This window comes from Prolixibacter denitrificans (assembly GCF_003014495.1).
GTDB lineage: Bacteria > Bacteroidota > Bacteroidia > Bacteroidales > Prolixibacteraceae > Prolixibacter > Prolixibacter denitrificans.
Genome location: NZ_PYGC01000001.1, coordinates 760,289 through 783,171, shown reverse-complemented (window position 1 = coordinate 783,171; position 22,883 = coordinate 760,289). Strand labels below are relative to the sequence as shown.

General features: G+C 44.0%; 17 protein-coding genes. 11 read left to right on the top strand and 6 right to left on the bottom strand.

Annotated features, from left to right (window positions below):
- Positions 1–254 precede the first annotated feature (254 nt).
- On the bottom strand, positions 255–869 hold the full coding sequence (locus CLV93_RS03355; RefSeq protein WP_106540728.1) for a deoxynucleoside kinase: 615 nt from the start codon (positions 867–869) through the stop codon (positions 255–257).
- 56 nt (positions 870–925) lie between these two features.
- The gene (locus tag CLV93_RS03350; protein ID WP_106540727.1) at positions 926–2,449 is read right to left on the bottom strand and encodes a GH3 auxin-responsive promoter family protein; all 1,524 of its coding nucleotides are present in this window, start codon (positions 2,447–2,449) and stop codon (positions 926–928) included.
- A 123-nt stretch (positions 2,450–2,572) separates the two neighbouring features.
- Here CLV93_RS03350 and CLV93_RS03345 point away from each other — a divergent pair, with 123 nt between their 5' ends.
- A complete protein-coding gene (locus tag CLV93_RS03345) occupies positions 2,573–3,121 on the top strand; it encodes a CvpA family protein (protein ID WP_146141939.1) in 549 nt (182 codons plus the stop codon).
- Between the two features lie 8 nt (positions 3,122–3,129).
- Here CLV93_RS03345 and CLV93_RS03340 read toward each other — a convergent pair whose 3' ends face one another.
- Positions 3,130–4,242, bottom strand: a complete 1,113-nt coding sequence (locus tag CLV93_RS03340) for a gamma-glutamyl-gamma-aminobutyrate hydrolase family protein (RefSeq protein WP_106540725.1) — start codon at positions 4,240–4,242, stop codon at positions 3,130–3,132.
- A 189-nt stretch (positions 4,243–4,431) separates the two neighbouring features.
- On the opposite strand from CLV93_RS03340, the gene tyrS reads away from it, so the two are divergent.
- From tyrS to CLV93_RS03320, 4 genes are all read left to right on the top strand, one after another.
- Positions 4,432–5,724, top strand: a complete 1,293-nt coding sequence (gene tyrS, locus CLV93_RS03335; RefSeq protein WP_106540724.1) for a tyrosine--tRNA ligase — start codon at positions 4,432–4,434, stop codon at positions 5,722–5,724.
- A gap of 103 nt (positions 5,725–5,827) precedes the next feature.
- The gene (locus tag CLV93_RS03330; RefSeq protein WP_106540723.1) at positions 5,828–6,778 is read left to right on the top strand and encodes a GumC domain-containing protein; all 951 of its coding nucleotides are present in this window, start codon (positions 5,828–5,830) and stop codon (positions 6,776–6,778) included.
- A 6-nt stretch (positions 6,779–6,784) separates the two neighbouring features.
- A complete protein-coding gene (locus CLV93_RS03325; RefSeq protein WP_106540722.1) occupies positions 6,785–8,230 on the top strand; it encodes an O-antigen ligase family protein in 1,446 nt (481 codons plus the stop codon).
- 143 nt (positions 8,231–8,373) lie between these two features.
- Positions 8,374–9,234 (top strand): hypothetical protein, encoded by an 861-nt coding sequence (locus CLV93_RS03320; protein WP_106540721.1) that lies wholly within the window; start codon positions 8,374–8,376, stop codon positions 9,232–9,234.
- A 34-nt stretch (positions 9,235–9,268) separates the two neighbouring features.
- Here the strand turns inward: CLV93_RS03320 and CLV93_RS03315 are convergent, their stop codons facing one another.
- From CLV93_RS03315 to tsaB, 3 genes are all read right to left on the bottom strand, one after another.
- Positions 9,269–10,207: a hypothetical protein gene (locus tag CLV93_RS03315; RefSeq protein WP_106540720.1), complete on the bottom strand. Its 939-nt coding sequence runs from the start codon at positions 10,205–10,207 to the stop codon at positions 9,269–9,271.
- Between the two features lie 150 nt (positions 10,208–10,357).
- Positions 10,358–10,927 (bottom strand): elongation factor P, encoded by a 570-nt coding sequence (gene efp, locus CLV93_RS03310; protein WP_106540719.1) that lies wholly within the window; start codon positions 10,925–10,927, stop codon positions 10,358–10,360.
- A gap of 842 nt (positions 10,928–11,769) precedes the next feature.
- Entirely contained in the window at positions 11,770–12,486 is a 717-nt protein-coding gene (tsaB, locus tag CLV93_RS03305) for a tRNA (adenosine(37)-N6)-threonylcarbamoyltransferase complex dimerization subunit type 1 TsaB (protein ID WP_106540718.1), read from the bottom strand.
- A gap of 556 nt (positions 12,487–13,042) precedes the next feature.
- Between tsaB and CLV93_RS03300 the strand changes: the two genes are divergently transcribed.
- The 6 genes from CLV93_RS03300 to CLV93_RS03275 all read left to right on the top strand — a co-directional run bounded on the left by CLV93_RS03300 (position 13,043) and on the right by CLV93_RS03275 (position 22,475).
- Positions 13,043–13,798, top strand: a complete 756-nt coding sequence (locus CLV93_RS03300; protein WP_106540717.1) for a LytR/AlgR family response regulator transcription factor — start codon at positions 13,043–13,045, stop codon at positions 13,796–13,798.
- 997 nt (positions 13,799–14,795) lie between these two features.
- Entirely contained in the window at positions 14,796–17,726 is a 2,931-nt protein-coding gene (locus CLV93_RS03295; RefSeq protein ID WP_146141938.1) for an HYR domain-containing protein, read from the top strand.
- A gap of 17 nt (positions 17,727–17,743) precedes the next feature.
- Positions 17,744–18,430 carry a hypothetical protein gene (locus tag CLV93_RS03290; protein ID WP_106540715.1) on the top strand — a complete coding sequence of 229 codons (687 nt, stop codon included), beginning with the start codon at positions 17,744–17,746 and terminating at the stop codon, positions 18,428–18,430.
- Between the two features lie 42 nt (positions 18,431–18,472).
- Positions 18,473–19,387, top strand: coding sequence for a hypothetical protein (locus CLV93_RS03285; RefSeq protein WP_106540714.1), 915 nt, complete (start codon positions 18,473–18,475; stop codon positions 19,385–19,387).
- Positions 19,388–19,402: 15 nt separating this feature from the next.
- Positions 19,403–20,137, top strand: coding sequence for a hypothetical protein (locus CLV93_RS03280; RefSeq protein ID WP_106540713.1), 735 nt, complete (start codon positions 19,403–19,405; stop codon positions 20,135–20,137).
- Positions 20,138–20,141: 4 nt separating this feature from the next.
- Positions 20,142–22,475 carry an Ig-like domain-containing protein gene (locus CLV93_RS03275; protein WP_106540712.1) on the top strand — a complete coding sequence of 778 codons (2,334 nt, stop codon included), beginning with the start codon at positions 20,142–20,144 and terminating at the stop codon, positions 22,473–22,475.
- The last annotated feature ends 408 nt before the right edge of the window (positions 22,476–22,883 follow it).

Genomic DNA, 22,883 nt, shown 5'->3' with positions numbered 1-22,883 from the left:
TCTTAGATGTTATCAAATCATTGATTTGTAGCAATAAGTTGCTGCTTCAAAGTATCTGATATTTGTTGAAATAGTTGTTACGCTCAGGTATTTCATAAATTCTTTAAATCCCGATTAAATTACATAACAAAAGTATAGTGTACATCACTCACAGGCGTTCGGAATTATAATGACGGACATCATGGTGTGAATTTGCGATAAAAAAAGCCACTGGATTTATGCAGCGGCTTTGAAATATTTTCTGTCCGAATTGTCTAAAACAATCCGTTTATCTGGGCGTCAATGCGGTCAATGACTTTGCTGAGGTCTTCGGCGCTATCGGCAAAATTAATTTCATCGACGTTAATGATGAGCATTTTTCCTTTGTGGTATTTCGAAATCCAAGCTTCGTAACGCTGATTCAACTGTTTCAGGTAGTCGAGGCGAATGGAATTTTCGTAATCGCGGCCACGCTTCTGAATCTGGTTCACCAGTGTCGGGATGGAAGCACGCAGGTAGATAAGCAAATCCGGCGGTTCGATCAGGCGGGTCATCAGGTCGAAGAGCGAGCGGTAGTTGTTAAAATCGCGTGTGCTCATCAGGCTCATGTCATGCAGGTTTGGAGCAAAAATTTCGGCGTCCTCGTAAATGGTCCGGTCCTGAATAATTGTTTTTCCCGATTTCCGGATATCGAGTACCTGGTTGAACCGGTTATTCAGGAAGTACACCTGAAGATTGAACGACCAACGCTGCATGTCGTGGTAAAAGTCGTCGAGGTAAGGATTATCATCAGTGCTCTCGTAATGGGCTTCCCAGCCGTAATGTTTCGAAAGTAGGCTAGTAAGTGTGGTCTTTCCGGCACCAATGTTTCCAGCTATGGCAATGTGCATTGTCTAGGGTTTTTCAAAAACATACGAATGTAATAAAACCATCGATAATTTCCGCTCTACCGCGAAAGTTCATGATGAAACGGAAGCAATTGTTCCAGGTAATCACGGTTATTCGAAAGGCGCGGGACTTTATTTTGTCCGCCGATTTTGCCTTTTTCTTTCATCCAGTGATAAAAAGTTCCCTGGGCAGCAGCAATTACTTTCGGGGAATTGAGGGTGGTATTTTTATGTCGCTTGGCTTCGTAATCTGAATTGACACTTTGTAATGTCTTATCCAGTATTTCCGTAAAACGGGAAAGGTCGGCCGGAGGTGTATCAAACTCAATGAGCCATTCATGAGCTCCTTTTGCGTTGTCGCCCATAAAAACCGGTCCGGCAGTATAGTCACGAATGGTAGCCCCGGTTTCGTCGCAAGCCTGTTTAAGCGCTTTTTCAGCATTATCGATGATGACCTCTTCACCAAATGCGTTGATGAAGTGCTTCGTCCGTCCGGTGATTTTAATCTTATATGGATTTTTCGAAGTGAAAACGACGGTGTCTCCAATCAGGTAGCGCCACAGTCCGCCGTTGGTGGAAATAACCATCGCGTAATTGACGCCGGTTTCCACGTCCCAAAGCGGAATGGTTTTCGGATTTTCTTTTCCGTATTCCGACATGGGGATGAACTCATAGAAAATGCCATAATCGAGCATCAGCAGCAGATCATCCCGGGAAGGATCGTCCTGAATGGCGAAAAATCCTTCCGATGCATTGTAGGTTTCGAGGTAACGCATCTCGTCCGACGGAATCAGCTTGCGGTACTGTTCGCGGTAAGGCTCGAAGTTGATGCCGCCGTGGATAAATACTTCCAGGTTCGGCCATACTTCCAGCATATTATTTTTCCCGGTGTAATCGAGTACGTGACGAAGCAGCACGAGGTACCATGACGGTACGCCCGCAAACGAAGTCACATTTTCGTGGATGGAAGTTTTGGTGATTTCGTCCACTTTCCGCTCGAATTCCTCAATCAGTGCTATTTCTGTGGGAGGTGTCCGGTTGAGGTCGGTCCAGAACGGCAGGTTCTCTATCATAATGGCAGAGAGATCGCCATAATACGATTTATTGCTCAGGTTGCTAATGCGATGGCTGCCACCGAGTGTCAGACTTTTTCCCGTGAGGGCTTTGGCTTCGGGGTAGTTGCGGTGATAAATAGCCAGCACATCCTTCCCTCCACGAAAGTGACAGTCTTCCAGTGATTCCCGGGAAACCGGAATGAATTTACTCTTAGCATTGGTGGTCCCTGACGACTTGGCAAACCACTTAATTTCACCTGGCCAAAGCACATTGCGCTCTCCATCAATCATGCGCGAGATATGCGGTTCCATCTGCTCATACGTGCTGACCGGAATGCGTTCGGCAAATTGCTCAACTGACTTAATGGAGCGGTAGTCGTATTTCTTACCCCATTCAGTATTTTTTGCCTCGTTCAATAAATTAAAAAGCATCTCCTCCTGAATCTCCTCGGCATGGTTCCGGTAGAGCTCGATCTGGTAAATGCGTTTATAATTAACCCATTTGATGATGGAATTCAGCAGTGCCATTCGTGTTTTTCGAATTAAGTTGGTTCAAGGTCAGGATGTTATGTTTTTAACATCCGGAAGCCAAAATACATAATTTTTTCGGGGAACCCTTTTTCTGCTTCATTTTTTGATATTTTTACCCTATTGAATCAATCCGAAACCATGAACGTGCTCGACATTATTCTTGGCGCCATTTTGGTATTCGCCGCCATTAGGGGATTCCAAAAAGGTTTTTTTATCGAACTGGCTTCCATTGCCGCTTTGTTACTGGGCATTTGGGGAGCGGTTGAATTTTCCGGATTCACAGCTTACTACCTGCATTCAGTATTCGACTGGAATCCGGAACATCTGGGTTTGATTGCTTTTATTCTCACTTTTATTTTGGTGGTCGTGGCTGTGCACCTGGTAGCGCGGCTGGCCGATACACTATTTAAGGCTATCGCGCTTGGTATGTTAACCCGACTGGCCGGAGTGGTGGTCGGCGTGCTGAAAGCCGCTTTTATCATCAGCGTATTGCTCATTTTGATCGAAATGGTGGGTCAGTATACATTCAACCTGATACCACCCGAAAAGGCCAATAATTCGGTACTTTATAAACCGCTGCGGAATTTTGCGCCCAGCATTCTGCCTTTCTTCCATTTCGATGAAGCGAAAAAAGAGTTGAAAGAAGGCGTCCAACAGGTTTCGCTGTAAAATCCGGTTTACTTTTTGCTCTCGGTCACCTTCCGGGAAAAATCCTTCCAGAATGCTTTGTGAAAAGCCAGGCTGTTGGTCCTTTGTAACAGCCTTTCCGGACTGAAAGATTCATCATTTGTCCGCTTGAATTTCTTATTGGGATGATAGAGATAATCCTGTTCGGGATGAAACTGCACGCCAATCACGTTGGGAAAACGCGTACTTTGGAGGCCTTCCACAATTTTTCCGTCCATCGAGGTGGCAATGACTTTCAGATTTTGTCCAACTTTGCCTGCGCACTGATGATGCGCGCTTAGCACATACGGCGTGGCCGTTTCCGGGAAACCGGCATCAGTAACAAAATAGCCGTCCTTCACCAACCGGATGGGGTGAAAATGACCGTAGAAAATATCTTGGTTATCCGAAAAACCATTGAAATAATTTCGGTGCATCATCGCTGGTGACATTTTCAATACATCTTCTACATCGCGTATTCCATAAACATCTTGCGGAATATCCTGAATGAGTGTTCCGCCGGCAGCCACATTCATGGTTTGCATACCCAAACAGAATGCCCGGATAACAAAGTCAGGCCGTTCTTCCAGGAAAGGTTTAAAATCGGGATTTCGCTCGCCACCAATCAGGTGGAAGAAGAACGAAGCCTCAAAAAAGTGACGCATCGGATCGGTCACCGAAGTAAGTAACTCCTGTTTGGCGCCGTAGATGGATGGCGGAATATCCGGTCCACCGAAGAAAAGAACGGCATCTGCACTTTCAAAAAGTTGATGGAGCTGCTCAGTACAGGCATTCTTCCTGAAAAGGTCATTGAGTGTAAGTTTACCCTCGACTTTCTCCAGATGGTAATTTTCGATATGATGCTCGGCCAAATACTTTTCCGAAGCTGAATAGTCATAGTTTTCATCGGCGTAATAAACGCCAAGCATTTCCAGGTTGGGAATGTCAATCAAGCCGTCTTTGACCAGTGCCAGCGCATTTTCGATGTTACTCACCGTTGGGTGGAGCAAGATGATGCGGTGCTTACTTTCATTAGAGGCAAACAGGTTGGTAGAAAGCAGAAAAATTAGCAGGAATGTGAATGCGTGATTCAAACGAAAAGAAAAGTCGTGGTTTCGTTTCATGATGGTTGGGCTAATGGTGTGGTTTTTAAAGATAGCATCTTTTCCCGTTGGGACGAACGGAAGGTCTTCGGCGGAGAGCGTTAAAATTTTGTATCTTAGCGCGGAATTTCAGCCGGACAGTCGTTTTTCCGGTTTCCCGGAAGGTTGAAATGCACAAACAGAACATTTAACGGACTAAAAAATATACCAGTGAATTTTGTAAATGAGCTTACCTGGCGGGGCATGATTCACGACATGATGCCCGGTACGGAAGAACAATTGGAGAAAGAGATGACCACGGCCTATGTGGGAATCGACCCGACGGCCGATTCGTTGCACATTGGTCACCTGGTTGGAGTAATGATGCTGAAACATTTCCAGGTGGCCGGCCACAAACCGATTGTGTTGGTGGGGGGTGCGACCGGAATGATCGGTGATCCATCGGGTAAATCGCAGGAGCGAAACCTGTTGGATGAGGAGACCCTGCGTCACAATCAGAATTGCCTGAAAGAGCAGCTGGCCAAATTCCTCGATTTCAGTACCGAAGCGGAGAACGGTGCCGAGATGGTGAACAACTACGACTGGATGAAGGAATTCAGCTTTCTGGAGTTTATCCGGGATATCGGAAAGCACATCACCGTGAACTACATGATGTCGAAGGATTCGGTGAAGAAGCGTCTCGACGGAAGCAGCAAATCGGGTTTGTCGTTCACCGAGTTCACCTATCAGCTGGTTCAGGGAACCGATTTCCTCCATCTATACGAGACCAAAAACTGCAAACTGCAGATGGGCGGTTCCGATCAGTGGGGAAACATTACTACCGGTACCGAACTCATCCGGCGAAAGCTGGGAGGAGAGGCCTTCGCACTTACTTGTCCGCTGATTACCAAAGCCGACGGGAAAAAGTTTGGAAAAACCGAATCGGGCAACGTTTGGCTCGATCCGAAGCGTACGTCACCTTACAAATTTTACCAGTTTTGGCTGAATACTTCGGATGAAGATGCAGAGCGGTACATTAAAATCTTCACGCTGTTGCCTAAAGAAGAAATTGAGAAGCTGGTAGCGGAACATCAGGAAGCGCCACACACACGCATTTTGCAGAAAACACTGGCTAAAGAGGTTACCTGCATGGTTCACTCCGAAGCGGATTACGATGCGGCTGTTGAGGCGTCGCAGATTCTGTTTGGAAAAGGGACGGAAGAGCAATTGCGCAAGCTGGATGAAGATACCTTTCTTTCGGTTTTTGAAGGGGTTCCGCAATTCCCGGTCGACCGGAAGTTGTTTGACGAAGGTGTTGGCGTCATCGATCTGCTGGCTGAGCATACGCAGGTCTTCCCGTCGAAAGGAGAGTTGCGCCGGACCATCAAAGGAGGCGGTTTGAGCATTAACAAATCGAAAGTGGCGGCCGACGATGCAACCGTGGATGCTGCGTCGCTGATTGGAGAAAAGTATTTGCTGGTGCAGAAGGGGAAGAAGAATTACTTCCTGATTATAGCAGGATAATTGTTATTTTCTGCTGAACAGCATGATATTAGATAATTTTTGACGGGTCTTGTTCGTTTCCTTTGTGAATGACAAGGCCCGTTTTACTTTCAGTTAACTAACCATGGAAAATTATTTCGACAATCGCCGTCTGTTGCAACTGCTCCTGAAGTGGAAACTCCATTTGGGAATTATTGCTGTTGTAGCTGCAGTGTTGGCCGCCATTTTTACCGGTCCGACGTTTATCCATCCCAAATTCCGTTCAACAGCCAAAGTGTATCCCATGCTGGATGTCCGGACTTTTAGCGATGAATCGGAAACCGAGCAGATGCTGGAGTTTTTTAATTCGACCGATTTGAAGCGTCGTATGGTAGAAACTTTTGACCTGGGTGAGGCTTACCGGGTATCAAAGGACTACCCCTATTTTTGGTCTACCGTGCTCGACCGATATGACAAAAATGTGGACATCCGGAAGACCGAATATCAGGCTGTCGAAATCAGTATTCTCGACGAAGAGCCACAGCGAGCCTCTGACATGGTGGATTCGCTGATATCGTTTTGCGACAGTAAAATGTTGCACGTGTACCGCCAGAGGTATAGAGAATATGCGGAAACCAGCGGTATGGAGCTCAAAAATCTGGTGCATCAGCGTGACTCGTTGGTAAAAGATTTGACACAATACAGCAAAAAGACCGGTTTACTTGACTATCTGGAGCAGGTGAAGGAGGTAACCCGGGGTTATATGGCAGCGGTTGTCAAAGGAGGAGTGTCATCTCCTTCATCCCGAGAGGTTAAGAAAGATTTGGAGAATTTAGGCCAAAAGGGAATCCATTTTTGGCAAATGAGCGAAGAGCTGGAAGGGCGCAATACAGAGATCGATTCGCTGCGAACGTATCATCATTGGGCACTTTCCCAGTCGAACAAACAGGCCAGGTTTGCGCGGGTTGTCCAAAAACCTTTCCCGGCCGATCGGAAATACTGGCCAAAGCGAACCCTCATTGTTTTGCTAAGTGTTTTGTTTGCCCTGTTGATTGGAACCGTCGTTATCGCAGTAGTCGATCGGAAAAAATCGTAGCATCGGGTGGAACGCGTCAGCCACATAAAACTTGCTCTGTTTTACATTGTGTCGCTTCTTTTTATTGCGGCCAATATTTATCTGTTGATTGTGAAGGAGAGCCGGGTACTAATCCTGTTGCCTTTGGCTTTGGGTGTGGTGCTGTTGGCTTTGTACCGTCTGGATGTTTTATTTCGGCTGGTCATATTTTTGACACCACTTTCCATCCCGTTAACAACATTTTATCCGGATTCAACCATCAATATGAGCCTGCCATCGGAACCCATTTTCTTTGGATTACTAGGCATATTTGTGCTGCGGCTCTTAATGGAGAATGATTTTGACCGGAAGGTGTGGCGTCACCCTGTTACGTTGATGATTGGAATCTACCTCGGATGGATGTTGCTGACTAGTTTTACCTCTACGATGCCGCTGGTTTCGTTAAAAGCTTTTCTGGCGGCTGCCTGGTTCATCAGTGCTGCTTATTTGATGGCAACACAATACCTGAAAAGAGGATTTTCATCGGTCAGGGAGTTGTGGTTACTTTTCCTGGCGGGAATGGTCATCGTGATCATTCTGACCATCAGGAAGCACATTGGTTATGGTTTATGGAATAAACAGATTGCTTATAAAGTTCCCCAGCCTTTTTTTAACGATCATACCGTTTACGGTGCCGTCATAGCGATGATGATTCCCTATTTGCTGGCTTTTGCCGCTGATCGCGAAAGCAGGATGAAAACACGGCTGTTGTTTCTTATGCTCCTGCCTCTCTTCGTTGCCGGCCTGGTTTTCTCCTATTCACGAGCCAGTTGGTTAAGTGTGGCTGTTGCTGCCGTTGTTTGGCTCATCATGAAGTTACGCATTCGGTTCACCCATCTTCTTTTCACGACCGTAGCCGTAGTGGTCATCTTGTTCACATTTTGGACACAGATTCTGTTGAAGCTGGAAACGAACAAGACCGATTCTTCGAGCAACATGGTGAAACATGTGGAATCGATGACCAACATTACTTCCGATGCATCGAACGTGGAACGGTTGAATCGCTGGTACTGCGCTTTGGAAATGTTTAAGGAAAAGCCGGTTTTTGGATGGGGACCGAATACGTATCAGTTCAAATATGCTCCGTTTCAGATTCGGGAATTCCGAACCATTATCAGTACCAATTCAGGCGACTGGGGCAATGCCCACAGTGAATACCTTGGGGCGTTGGTATCTTCCGGTTTATTGGGATTACTCGCTTTCCTGTCACTGATTGTCTCTATTTTATACACAGGTATCCGACTGTATTCCCGAACGGAAGATTCCCGCACACGACTTTTGTCAATGGCAGCGGTCTTATCCCTTGCAACCTATTTTGTGCATAGCTTTCTCAACAACTTCCTCGATATGGACAATGCCGCTATTCCTTTCTGGATGAGTTTTGCGCTGATTGTGGTGCTGGATATACAGGAATCTAATAAGATTAAAGGCTAGAACCAGGATTGTTCTTTCCCGAAAGATGTCGGCAATAAACAACGTAATTATTCGTTAATAAGGCAGATAGGCTACATGCTTTTGCTGAACATGCTTTTATTGTTTCGCAAACGACTTCTTCGACCGAGATTAATTCTATAGTAATGAATCGTACTTTACTACTAATTGTGTTTCTGTTTTTTACAGGGGTCTCGTCGGCTCAAATTGCGACAACTGCGGACGGAAACTGGCAAGACGGAGCGACCTGGGGCGGAACTGCTCCGGACAATCTGAATCTGAACAGCAATGCAACAATTAATCATAAAGTTGTATTGGTCGGCGACCTTCATTTAACGGCTCAAATTACTTTGACGGTGAATGACATTCTCGTTATTTACGGGAATGTCTATATGGACAATAACAAAAGTCAAATAACCTTAAATGGAGGCGGTAGTTTGCTTGTTTATGGGACTTTTACCTGTGATAATCCTAATCAAGTGGTACTGGTTAGTGGTGATTTGCTGATAACGGGACTGTTGACAATAACAAATAGTCAGGGGCACGATAATATCGATATTCAGGGAGGAGGAAGAGTTTTTGCCACAGGTGGTATTACAGGTACATCTGTTTCAGGAACAATTTATGAAACACTTCCTACCGATCCTAATGATCCCATTAATGTGCTAAATGGCACCTATTCGGCTACTCAATCATTTATTCTGCCGTCAGATCAAATATCAGGTTGTGATGGAGATATTGTCTATATACAATGGAAGAACTTACTGTCTTTCTGGTTTTCTTATCAGATGCTCATTACATCGCCTAATTTAGCTAGTCCTTTGGTCCTTGTGGATACGACCTCGGGCGTAACAGAAATAAATGCGTACTTACAATTAAAAAAAGCATATGACGGAGGAACTTTGATCGGGCGTTGGTATTTTTTAGGCGCAGCATTTTACGACGAAACTTCCCCAATTAATGTTTCGTCGGCTCCCACGACAGGCATTATACAAAGAGTGCCTTAAAATGACGTATTGGACTCCTTCTATATGTACAATTTTATTTCGTGATGGTTCCAGTTGTTGGAGTATTGGAAAGAATGATAGGAACCTCTTTGAAACCGGGCAATAGATCAGTAATGCTGTTACCTCTGTAAAATACTACAGAATATGAGTAACCAGTTGGATTTTCGGTCATTGTTAGGTCTTGACTTGTTGTATATTGCGTGTAGTCGAGAGTAATCGTTTGGCTGCCTGTGTTATAGTCGCGAATAACCCGATAATATAGTTGGCCGGAACATCCATTAGTGGCGTCGGGGATGGTAAACGTGAATGAGGTTTGATCGCTACTGATGCATCCATCAACAGTTGTTGGAGAAACATTGATACAATTATTCCCAATTGCATCCTGAATCGGTGTTGGTAAAGGATTGTTGGTCGGATCCGTGGTGTACCCTGAATTATATCCTGGAAGGCCATCACCTGTGTCTCCTGTTGGCCAATCTCCCACTGGAGCTGTCTCAAAATAAATATTGCTATCTCCTGTCACTGTTGCTTGTGTGTTTTTTGAAACAGTAACAGAGCCCTGAACGTAAAAATAGCCGCCAGAAGCAATTGAGAATTTATTATCGTCTGCACTAAAATTTCCAAGTACAATCAACATACCACCAGATGCAATATCAATTCCTTCCTTGTTAGTGCCAAGAGCAAGATCCCCGTTGATGATTAACACTCCTTTAATGTACAACATGGTCCCGTTTCCACTGATGGAGAGATTACTGTAGGAGGTAACGGTATCTCCGGCTGTGATAGTTAGATCGTTTCCTACAGTTACTGTATTGGTCGCGTCAGGTGCAGGAGGAATGTTGGTACCCCATATTGTATTGTCGCTCCAAAGGCCGGAATTAGCTGTATAGTAGTAAGTCGTTTGTGAAAAAGCAATAAACGAGATTAAACTAAAGATGATTGTTAGAATATATTTCAGCATCCGGGTTTTCATATGAAAAGTTGATTTCATTCAGGAAAAACAAGTAATTGTCTAATTATTGGGCAATTTAATGAATAATCCTTTTACTGCCAGTTGTTCATCATAAAAAAATCCCGGACAACCGTGGTTGACCGGGATTCAGAATTCCATTTGGAACTTTTCTTATTTCTTCACACGTTCTGAGTAAGAACGGTCGCGGGTATCCACTTTAAGAATATCTCCCTGGTTGATGAAAATCGGAACCATAATGGTAGCGCCGGTTTCCATTTCGGCAGGTTTCAATGCGGTAGAAGAAGCCGTGTTGCCCTTCTCACCCGGTTCGGTGTAAACCACTTCCAGTTCAACAAACGGAGGAAGTTCAACGCTTAATGCAGTTTCGGTTTCGGCATGAAACACGATCTCCAGCATCATGCCATCTTTCAACAGGTCGGCGTTTTCTACCAGCTCAGGCTGGATAATCACCTGTTCGAATGTTTCGGTATGCATGAAGTTGAATCCCATATCATCTTTATACAGGAATTGATAAGGGCGACGCTCGATGCGGGCCACGGTCACTTTCACTCCGGAGTTGAATGTGTTTTCGATAACACGACCGGTTTTTAGGTTTTTGAGTTTGGTACGAACAAAGGCCGATCCTTTCCCTGGTTTGACGTGCTGAAACTGCACAATCTGGAACAACTGGTCGTTGTACTCAATGCACAATCCGTTACGGAAATCTGCAGTAGTTGCCATTATAATGTATTTAAATAAATGATTATTACTTACTTCCCCAGATTTCCGGGGATCTGTCAGGCCGCAAATTTAGTGAAACTTTCCTAAAGGGCATGAGAAAGATAGGGAAGTGTTTCATATTGCGTATGTTGAGCGACTAAGAGCTCTTTGCAAGGAACTAATTGAAGACTCCACGCGGAGACCGCAAAGTTTGAATTCGCGGAGCAGGCAAAGAATTGAAAATCAAGATGAGAAATTATTTTAAGCTATCTAGCAGGAATGGTGCGTTTTACGGTGATTGAAAAGAAGTCCTCTGGGGGCTTTGGGGCGTTTTAGCGCTCTTTGCAGGGAATTAAAAAGGTGGTCACCACAAAACCTGCGGTGGTTTTAGTTCGAACCACGTGTCGTTTTGATCAGGATCACACATGGTTTTGTCGAAAACCACGTGTGGTTTTGAGTAAAAGCAGGCGTGGTTTTGGAAAATGGGCATGATACGATAGGCAAATGACTGTTTCCGGGTTTTAAAGTCATGAAGTTGAAATTAGATAAATCTCTGCGGACTTTGTGGTTCTTAGCGCTCTTTGCGAGGAATATATAAAAGGCTCCACGCAGAGACCGCAACGCGGAATCATTCCTCGAAGCCGAACGATAGGAACCACAGTAACAACAGGAACAATTAAAGCAATGAATAATAAAAAGGTCTAAAGTCTAAGTCCTCCTGTCTGATAATCTCTTACTCTTAAGAAACAATGGGTGCGTTGATTCGGAAAATTCCTGCATGAAACCCAATTAATGTTTCCTTTTGATGTCGGAAGATGGCAATCTTCTGGGCACTTAACACTTAAAACTCTTCCAATAGTCTTTTATTGCTGGTTTCCAAAGATGTTTTTCCGGGGAACAGTGGCAATAAAGTCTTTTAAGTAAAGAGGTTCATAATAAGCCACATCGACAAAGTTTTTCTCCCGGAAGGCCTTTTCAGCTAACGCAGCCATGTGTTTCGACGAAGCAGTAATTTCTTCGGGGAAAAGGACATTGGGGTGCTGAATGGCCCGCTTACATTTCTCCGCTCCGTTTCCGAAAAATGCAACAGGGCCTTTTTGCAGATATTCGTGAAAGGAATGGTGGTCGATAATGTCGGCAGAAATATCCCGGACTTGTTTTCCATCGGTGGAATAGAGGGCGGAATATACTTCCATCCGCCGGGCATCAATCATGGGACACAGAAGCAAATCATCAGCAGGAAGGTTATAATCCGAAAGATGAGCCGCTACATGATTGGCCATCGATTCCAGCGAAGACAGAGCAATCAACGGAATTCCGGCGCCATAGCAAATACCTTTTGCGGCTGACACCCCGATTCGAAGCCCCGTGTAGGAACCCGGCCCTCCCGATACGGCTACAGCATCCAACTGCTCAGCCTTTAATTTCAACTCGTTGAAAATTTCTTCAATAAACACGGTCAATAATTTGGCATGATTCATACCATCACTGTTTTCACGAAAAGTGAGAATACGACCGTTCTCCGCTAAGGAAACAGAACAAACTTCGGTTGAGGACTCCAGGTTCAGAATTAAAGACATGCTTTTAATTTTGTGCAAAGATGGTAAATTTTTCAAGTCGGTATTTCATCCGGCTAGTGAGTAACGTTTCGACCGGATGGATGGTTTAAGTAAAAGGTCCCTCGGTGTAGGGTTACGATACATCGTGACTGTGAATTCCAAAGAAATCTGATTTTTTCTGTTTGATCGTCCCGCGGTTTACAAGGAAAGTAAATTCACCACGCAGAGGCCGCAAAGCCTAAACACGCGAAGGAAGAGAGAACTTCATCTTATGCCGAACAGGAATATAAGGTTAAAGTTGCCAGGTTTATAGGTTAAAGGAAGAAGACATTTATGGTATTCAGTGTAGGAGATTAGGTCTTAAATCTAAAGTCTGGTGTCTGATGTCTGATGTCTTTTTTCTAACAATCGTAGCGCAACCTGAAACCTGAAATAGGATGGTTCAGGAGGGGAGTGCCTTATTTCATGTCGAACATAATTCCGTAAAACTTTCGTCCCTGTTTCCGTGTTGATATGTTGTGTTTTTATACTTTTACGAGGTTTATTCTGAATTTCGTACAGTTGATATAAAGAACTCATGTTGCGAACGGTTATCATAGACGACGATCAACTTTCGAGGACGATTTTGAAGAAGACATTCGAGAAATGTTTTGAGAATGTGATTCTCGAGGGGGAAGCTGATTCTGTTGCTTCTGGTTTCGAATTGATTAACCGTGTGCATCCTAACCTGGTTTTCCTGGATATCAAACTACCGGATGGTACAGGATTCGACCTGATCGAAAAACTTGAGAATTCCGACTTCAAACTAATTTTCACAACGGCATATAGCGAGTATGCCATCAAGGCCTTTAAATATTCGGCATTCGATTACATTGTGAAGCCAATCGTTCCCGACGATATTAAGGCATCGCTGAACCGGATTAACCAGGTTTCCACGGCGTCTACGTTGCCGCGGGTCCGGGCCATGCGCGACAACCTCTTTGGCTCGTCAGAAGAGGCCAATGCCACCATTGCTCTACCCGAACTAAATGGCTTTTCGATTGTGCGGATTGATGACATTGAGCGTTGCGAAGGCGAGCGCAATTATTCCCGTATTTTCTTCAAAGACGGAACCGAAACATTGGTGAGCCGGACGCTGATGGAATTCGAAAATCTCTTGGCTCACCATGGCTTTTCCCGAATTCACCGCAGTCATCTGATTAACCTGAAAAACGTTGTCCGCTACCTGAAGTCGGGGGGCGGTATGGTCGAAATGACGAGCGGGGAAATGTTGAAAGTTTCCTCGAAATACAAAGACGAACTGTTAAATCGACTGCTTCACAATCGCTTATGAGGCATTGTTCCTTCTAATAAACTTACCTCTTCCTTTTTAGTCGAAATTTATTTCCAGTTTATAGGGGCGTGAAAGTTCCCTTTTTGTCGTTGTTTACTCTTTCTCAGACAAACACTTCTTTGAATATTTTATTACCTGATTTTTCGTTTTCCTGTTTTTTGTAGGTCGTTTTAATAATATTCAATCTGTTTATCTTAACATAATGGACTGATAACCTGTTGGCAGGTAGTTTAAAGATATTGTAAAAAAAATTAACAGGTTTGTCGTTTGTGAATTTTTTATTGTGTTAGTAGTGAGATGTTTGATTAGTGATTTCGCGTCTTGTTCTACAATTCTAAAAGCCAGATACAGGTTGGAATTGGGATTTCTTGTATTCTAAATAAATGGTTCCACAAAATATTCGATCATTAACCCCGTTATTTTATTACTGCTTGAAAAGACTATGAACGAGATGGAAAGGTCTTTTGATGCCAGTAAACGTTCTTGGGTAACGATAGTCATTCACGAAGGTTTCTCAAATTTTTGTGAGCAATTGACTTGCTTGCTAAGTCCCTTTATATGATGTAGAAGCAAAGCTGGGGATTGGTCAGAAAATCATATATAATTATATGATAAATTTAATTACGCAAAACCCGAATGAACAGATGTTAAAATGTAAAAAAAATTAACAATGGTGGAATTAGAGCAATCGTCAGAAAATCAATCCATTATGCGTCTTGTTGGGCGACATAACGGAGATGTTTATCGATTATTATATCGGGGGCACTGCTTTGTTTAACAATTTTTAATAATTTTACCAGCGGAGTAAAAAGGGCAATGGTATTAATGATCACATTTTAAGATAATTAATGCTGTTTGAGTTTTGTGAAAAAAAGTGTCTGATTTTCGGACATTAAACAAATTAAACATTTGCGTAAACCAGAGAATTGTTGAGCACATTTCTGAGAATTTGGTTAACGCGGTGGATTAGGAATAAAAAGGCAAAAACTAGGAGCACTTGTTACATCAACTGATTGACATATCGGTAAAGAGATTCGTATGCTGTCGTAAGCACAGTCCGACTGCTTACGATCATCAAGATCTCGAGAGTTACTCTAGGGTAGCGCTTAGTTCCTTTTTCTCTTCAAATGCTCCAAAGAAAGCTTTTCCAACTTCTCTTATTCGTCGTTCCCTTCAGCTTTTTACCATTTCGATATTTTTATTGGTGTTGAGTTCCGGTTTTGTCTATGGAAAATCGACGCAATGGACTGGAGCGGTCAGCAGTTCTTGGACAGACCCTGCGAACTGGAATAACGGAGTGCCGGGTCCGGGAGACGATGTGATCATTGCTGATATTGCTTCTGGACATTATAAGCCCGTTATAAGTACAGATGTTTCTTTCGCTTCATTGACTATAAAAAGTAGGAGTTTTTCAAATACTGTTACAGTAATAGGTAATTCTACTATAAATGTGTCGGGGAATTTATTGTTAAATTCTTCAACTGAGTTGTCTTTGGGGGCAGGAAACTTGACGGTTGGCGGAAGTTTATCTGTTCGTGGTGTTCTGACAGTTACAACTGGTACGATTACTACAGGGACAATTGCAATACCGGATGGAGGCAAGATTGATATGGGAGATGGAAATTTAACGGTCAATTCAGCTTCATCGGTTTATGGTGAACTCGATCTGAATTCCGGAACAATTGATTTCCTTGGTAATTTAGATCTTCAGGCCGATATTAATGTGAGTGGTGCTGGAGTTGTAAACGTGGGAACCTCCACATCTAGTGTGACTTTTACAATGGAGGGTGGAGCGAACTTTAATCTGAATAATGGAACTTTAAATATATATGGAAGTTCGAGTATGACGGGAGGGGGAACCCTTAATGTTACAGGTGGAGCAGTAAACTTCTATGATAATAGTTCTTTCAGTGGAGGCGGAACTCTAAATGGCGGAAGTGGGGATGTTTATTTTGGGAAGAATGTAACCGTAGCGGGAAATATCTATGCTCAGAATAGTACCATTACAATGGATGGTAGTACCTGGGATATGGAAAGGGGGACTTTTGATCCTGGGAACAGCACTTTTGTTTTTTCTGGAGATATTCAGATGATCACCGGTCCACGTTGGGAAGATATTACGTTTTATAATTTGATTGTTACAGATAGTGCTCAGGTTACGGCGCATATCTATGTGACTGTTAACAATAGTATGACGGTGGATCCTCCTGCTACCTTTAATGTGGACAATCTTCATAAGTTAGATGCTCCAGCTTCTGCTAAGATTTATAGAGATGCAACGATAGTGTATGGTGGGTCAGCAAGTCTTGCTATTACAGTAATTGGCAAGACAAATACCTACACGGTTGTCTACACCGATGGAAATCGGAATTATACGTTGAATAATTATACAAGTGGTTCTGAAATTACGGTTTCGCCTACCATCACAACTACTTATTCAATAATTAGTGTAAGAGACCAATATGGAGATTACTTCCCAGCATCTAGTTTGAGCGGAACTGCTACAATTACTGTGGCTCCGGATACAGAGGCACCACACTTCACTCATTGTTCTTCCAATATTACGGTTGTAGCCGATCCCGGTCAATGTTCCGCTACGGTCTGGTACAATACTCCAATAGCAACCGATAATTCTGGTGCCTACGCAGGTTCAATAGGAGGGTTTTCTTTTTTGGGGATGTATAATGGACATAGCTTCTATTTGTCGGATTCCAAGATGACCCCGGAGGAAGCACAAGCGAAAGCCCTTGAAGTTGGCGGACATTTGGCTACAATAAGTTCAAAAGGAGAACTGGACTTTTTAGTAAAAAAGACTCCTTGGGATTATTTGAATACTACTTCTGGTACAGATTACAAATACTGGATTGGGTTTTCAGATGCAAAAAATGAAGGTGATTGGCAATGGGTTACCGGTGAACCGGTAACTTATACAAATTGGTCAACAGGAACACTGATCGGCGATCAGCCGAATGATCTTGTAAACGGAGGTGTAGACCAAGATTGGGCTGAACTTTGGAATTTTGTTTATGATTATCATAAATCAGATTATCATGACTTTTATGGCGAGTGGAATGATGGATACAATAATAGTACTCTCCGGGCAATCATTGAATTTGAAGGTCCAAAGATAAAAGGTGAGATGCAAAACGAAGGAGATCCGACCTGGTATCCTGCGCCTGCACCGGGAAGTTCATTTTCAGTTGGTGTTCATCACATGAGGTTTACATGTGCTGATGTATCCGGTAATACCGCTGTTTGTCCATTTGATATTACAGTAACCGAATCAGAACCGCCAACAATTACAGCATCTGCAGATATTTCAACATCGACCGATGCTTCTTCATGTTCAGCAGATATTTCGATACCTGATCCAATGTATGGTGACAATTGCTCTGTCGCTTCCTTAACCTGGACTTTGTCTGGTGCTACAACAGCTTCTTCTCCTACAACGGGAATAAACTCAATTAATAATGTCAGTTTCAATTCTGGAATCACAACTGTTACATGGACAGTGACAGATGCAGCCGGCAATTCTGCTCAGGCGAGTATGAATGTAACAGTGACAGATGATGAAGCGCCAGTCATTCAACCTTTAAGTGATGTGATTATTGGATGTGTTGATGACCCAGGTACAGGAACCTATGTAGTTAACAACATTGGATTACCAGGAACCTCGTATTACGATAACTGCACTTCCAATGCCAATCTAATTGTGGAATATCGGATAGTACACAATAGTGTTACACTGGTTGATTTTGGAGATGATAGCGATGGAGATCCCAGTGGATATGCTTTCCCGGAAGGTATTTCAACCGTTAGTTTCAAAGTTATTGATGAAAGTTCAAACGAGAGTAACATTGAAAGTTTTAATGTCGAAATTCATTTTAAACCAAAAACACAGGATATAGAATACCAAAAAATTAATTGATCATAAATTAATTGATTATGAAAAAGACTGCTTTATTAGTGTCAATACTTATGACGTTGTTGGTTGGAGCTAGTTATGCACAATCGACTGGTCCTCAAACAGTGGATGTAAATACAAAGTACTCTTATCAGCCTGGCGCTGCTGCGACAACTGGAAATACTTATTTATGGACAGTAACTCCAACAACCAGTATTACTGATGGATTTACACTAACGAATAATGACAAATTTCAGGCACAGATATTATGGAAAAAGCCAGGTATTTATACTGTTAAGGTAACTGAGAAAACAGGAGTTAATTGTACCAATTACAAGGAAATTACCGTGACTGTAGATAACAACCTGACTATTAATTTTGATGTCGCTGTTGCTACTTGTGCTGATGCTGGTTTATCGGGTTCCACGACAACTGTTGACGGAGGCGTGACCGTTTCTGGAGGAACATTTCCTTGGAACGTGACTGTTACTGATGGAACAACTCAAAAATCTTTTACAGTTACAGAATCTGGTACTACCGGAACAGGCACCAATTCATTTTCTTACGATCTAACTAATAATCCCGGAGGCGCTGATGCGGTGAAGACGATTTCAATTGTTTCAGCCACTGATGCAAACGGAGTTACTCCTCCGGATGTGAGTAGCACACAGGAACTGCGTATTCATCAAATACCGAATACTTCTGAAATTCAATACCAAGCATTATAAAATATCAATCAGGAATAAAATTGAGCAATTAATCTTTAAATTATGAAAAAACTAATAATTCTCTCTTTAATCGCATTCTTTGCACTGGGTAGTGCAAAGGTGTTTGCACAATCGACAGGAAAAAACCCCTATCCTGGTGCAACACATACTTATTCTGTGACTGAGCATCTTGAGACTGATGGCGCGACTCCTTATACTTATACGTGGGAAGTACTGGATGCAGCTGGGAATGATGCGTCTACTGTGGCAGAAATCGATAAAACCTCTGGAACCAATGACGGAACAACAAATAGTATTAGCATTACTTGGAAATCGAATGTTACAACTGGTGTTTATTACCTTGTTAAGGTAACAGAAAAAGACGCTAGTGGCTGTGAAAACACTCGCGCTCTACCCGTCATGCCTAAAGCATCTACTTTCGATCTGGCTGTTGAACCAGGTGGATCGAATAGTGGTATGTTCTGTTATGATGGTAAGGTTAATGTTAATTTTAATAGCTCAACTGGAGATGTTACATATGATCATGGCACCGCAACAGTAACTTATAAGGTGAGCGTATCCGGTATTGGCACATCTGAAACGTGGGGCTTTAATATTGGAAGTATAACAGCTACAGGTAATTCAGGTTTTGATGCAACTAAGGTTGTTGCAGATCTTACAGCCTCAGGGATCGTTAGTGTTAGTGATGCAAATGGAAGTGGTACGGTGACTTATGATAAGACGAATCAGTCTGTAAGTGTGGCAGCTGGAGTAACTTCCGTGAATGTTAAAATTGAGCTAGACAACAACAATGGTTATGGAATAGATGCTCCTGTTGATGCTCAAGATTTTACCGAAACACTTAATATTAGCAATCCACATTGTAGTAGCGGGGCGGTTGAAAGTACTTCTAACGATAACAATCATGCAGACGTGACAGTATCTAGACCTGATACATCACCAATCACTGCATATTAATTCAAATAACATTTAGTGTTCTCAACCCTGACCTATAAACGCCTGCTACTCATCGTTGGATGGGTAATCCTGGCCGTGGCTTCTGCCACGGCACAGGAGGCGTTTGTGGTGTCGGAAGGGCAAACACGCAACCTTTTTGTTGCAAATCATCCCGGGAGTAGCTACTCCTGGGTGATTTACAACGAACAAACATTTACCACCGAAGCAACACAACCTTCGGAAATCAGTTTCCCGATAGGAGACAACAAGGCGTCTATCAAAGTGACATGGGCCAAAACCGGGACTTACTACGTAACGGCGACGGAAACCGATGCCAATGGCTGTACCAATACCAAGGCCATTGTCGTTAATGTTCAGCCCAACACCTCCAGTATCGCCTTTAACCCGAAAGAGGCCGGCGATTGTGCCGACCCGAATATACCGACCAGCAACACAACGGCGACCGTTGAACTGTATGCGGCCGATGGCGTTCCGTTACCGAATTCAAATTACCCGGTGACCGTGGATTATAAGGTTACCAAACCGGACGGGACCACACAAAATCTATCCCAAACTTTACAGGATGCCACCGATTACAGCTTACCGCTGAACGGCCTCGTAAATGATGTGTCGCAAGACCAGGTTTACGACGTCGTACTGGTGAAAGCCACCGACAAGTACGGAATGGAGATTCATGTTTCGACAACTGACGGAACATTCCAATACACGATATTTAAAACGCCGGTCACCCCGGAAATAAAAATGAATTAAGTACGTGAAGGTCTACGTGAAACATATCATCCTGTTGGTTAGCGTGCTGGCACTCCTCTTCCCGGTAGGGAAAGGGTATGCCCAGACCACGGCCGATCAGCAAGTGCCGCAGGGTGAACAACGGACCTACAGCGTAACGGCCGAGCCAAACTACCAGTACCACTGGAGTGTCTCTTCCGGCGGTTCCTCCACCGATTTGAGTGCATCTACCGGAAACTCAGTAACCATAACCTGGGATGGAACTCCCGGCATCTACACACTGGAGCTCTCGGTTACGCAGATACACGTGAATACCGATGGGCAGCAGATTGCCGTTTGTAACGGCGATCCAAGGCAGATCTCTGTTGAGATTGTCGAGCCATACACCTTCGAGCTGGTCGATGACCACAACATCATGAGCGTAAGCGACGGCGAAACCGCCTTCAACGGAAGTGTGTTTACCAACGACTTCATGTTGTCGACGGCTGCAACAAATACCAAAGCATTGCCGCTGGACAATCTGGCGGGTCAATCGGATTTGATAGCCAGTGTGACCCAACAGGCGAAAAACGGCTTTGTTGTTATCGGTATTCATGATGGTAACTATTCGTATATGCCGGATAATGGTTATGCGGGACACGATTCATTCTCTTACAAGGTAGAACGCAATGGCATCATCATGGAGTCGAGGGTGCAGTTCGAAATCCTGAGAACGAATCCGTCGAAGCAATATCCGCCGGTCGCCTTTAATGATGAGGCAAGGGCACCTGCCGGTACCACCATCCATTCGACCGTACTGAACAACGATATCGACCTGAACGGCGATCCGCTCACCGTGAATACCACGCCTGCGAAAGGCCCGTTGCACGGTACCGTAGTATTGCACGCCGACGGAACATATATCTATACGCCATCGACACCGAACCCGGTAGACGATGAATTTACCTACGAAGTAACCGACGGTCATAGCACCGTAGAGGCGAAGGTGAAGCTTCGGTTGTACGATAACACGAATCAGAATAATCCGCCTTTCGGTGGCGACGACCTGTTCATGTCGTTCATGAAGGAAAAGTCGGGTTCGGTCGCCCCCAACGATCTGTCGGTGGACGGAAAACAGGCGCTTACCTACAAACTGGCTAATAAAGATGCTAACGGTCCCGATCATGGGATGGTCAACCTGAAAACAGATGGTAGTTTTAGCTATACGCCGAATCCGGGATACATCGGAGCCGATCATTTTGTGTATGAAGTGAGTGATGGAACACGCCAGACGTATGCAACAGCCTATGTATATGTAATGGCCGACCTGATTGCGAATGCCGGCAATGATACTACTGTTAGTGGCTGTGGGACCGTTGTGGCGGATGCTTCCGGTTCTCAGGGATTGGATTTGCGGTACGACTGGACATCAACTACCGGCACGTTTGATAACCCAACGGCCCAGGTAACCAACTATGTGCCCGATGGACCGGGACAGCATGAATTGATTTTGACGGTTACGAATAGTGCCGGATTGAGTAAAAAAGACACAATGGTTGCTACGGTGCTGCCATTGCCGGAAATTGTAATGGATGCACCAGAAACGCTTGAATCGGGTATGAGTGCTGTTCTGGATGCTTCCGGAACGACTGGCAATGCTCCACTTACTTTTCACTGGAGTACGACCGATGGAACCATCGAGGGTGTTTCCGATGAGCCGATCCTGGAAATTAGTTCACCGGGTACGTATACCCTTGATGTTAAAGACTCATCAGGTTGTCCTGCTACTGATATTGTTGTTGTTCAAGGAGTGAATCATGCACCGGTGGCATACGATGATTTTGCAGCTACGTCAGCTCAGGAACCCATCAATATAGGAGTATTAGCCAACGATGTTGATGTCGACAATAATCTGGATACCAGCTCGGTGACAATATTGCTAAAACCGAGCTATGGAGATGTGAAGGTATTGCCGGATGGAACCATTAACTATATTCCAACGGAACCGTACCAGGGGAACGATCAGTTTACCTACCAGGTGTGTGACTTGACCAATCTGTGTGATTCGGCCGTGGTGGTCATTGATGTCAGCAGAGGTCCGTTTGTGATTCCGGAGGCCTTCTCGCCCAACAGCGATGGCTTCAACGATGCCTTCGAAATTAAGGGTATTGAGCAATATCCGGGTACGGTACTGACGGTTTATAACCGCTGGCAAAGTAAGGTGTATGTAAGCAAGGATTACAAAAACGACTGGGATGGTAAGTGCAATACCGGGTTGATGTCGGGTGACCGCTTGTTGCCGGTTGGAACATACTATTATGTGTTAACCCTCGGTGGTACGCACAAGACTTATAAAGGATTCGTCTATATAGCATATTAGAAAAGAGACGTTAGAGGAGAGATGTTAGACGGAAGAAGAAGTTTTAAGTGTTAAGATTTAAGTTTTAAGAACGGGTCTGGTACGATATAAAGAAGAAAGGCGTTCATAAGAAGAGAGTTTTAGGTGTTAAGTTTTAAGAATAAAGACTGCAGACATCAGACTTTACACCTTTGACATTTCAGGTTGGAGAAAAGCGTTCTTACAACCCCGGTAGGGGTTAAAAAATTAATAGCCCTGTCCCGAGGCGTCGGGAGCATCCGGGGGCATGTCGGGTGCAACCCGTGAATTTGAAAAGCCAACGCTGTTTCGACCACAATTGCAGAGGCGTAGATGTTTTGAAAATTAGCATCTGTTTGCTCGTAGGGCATACAGTATTGTAGAAATGAAATAGAAGGAAGTGCCCATACT

Excerpts from the sequence above, each read along its gene's own strand:
- CLV93_RS03315 (WP_106540720.1), bottom strand. The coding sequence starts at position 10,207 with ATGAAAACCCGGATGCTGAAATATATTCTAACAATCATCTTTAGTTTA.
- CLV93_RS03290 (WP_106540715.1), top strand. The coding sequence starts at position 17,744 with ATGAAAAAGACTGCTTTATTAGTGTCAATACTTATGACGTTGTTGGTT.
- CLV93_RS03350 (WP_106540727.1), bottom strand. The coding sequence starts at position 2,449 with ATGGCACTGCTGAATTCCATCATCAAATGGGTTAATTATAAACGCATT.
- CLV93_RS03300 (WP_106540717.1), top strand. The coding sequence starts at position 13,043 with ATGTTGCGAACGGTTATCATAGACGACGATCAACTTTCGAGGACGATT.
- CLV93_RS03340 (WP_106540725.1), bottom strand. The coding sequence starts at position 4,242 with ATGAAACGAAACCACGACTTTTCTTTTCGTTTGAATCACGCATTCACA.
- CLV93_RS03320 (WP_106540721.1), top strand. The coding sequence starts at position 8,374 with ATGAATCGTACTTTACTACTAATTGTGTTTCTGTTTTTTACAGGGGTC.
- efp (WP_106540719.1), bottom strand. The coding sequence starts at position 10,927 with ATGGCAACTACTGCAGATTTCCGTAACGGATTGTGCATTGAGTACAAC.
- CLV93_RS03285 (WP_106540714.1), top strand. The coding sequence starts at position 18,473 with ATGAAAAAACTAATAATTCTCTCTTTAATCGCATTCTTTGCACTGGGT.
- tsaB (WP_106540718.1), bottom strand. The coding sequence starts at position 12,486 with ATGTCTTTAATTCTGAACCTGGAGTCCTCAACCGAAGTTTGTTCTGTT.
- CLV93_RS03355 (WP_106540728.1), bottom strand. The coding sequence starts at position 869 with ATGCACATTGCCATAGCTGGAAACATTGGTGCCGGAAAGACCACACTT.
- CLV93_RS03330 (WP_106540723.1), top strand. The coding sequence starts at position 5,828 with ATGGAAAATTATTTCGACAATCGCCGTCTGTTGCAACTGCTCCTGAAG.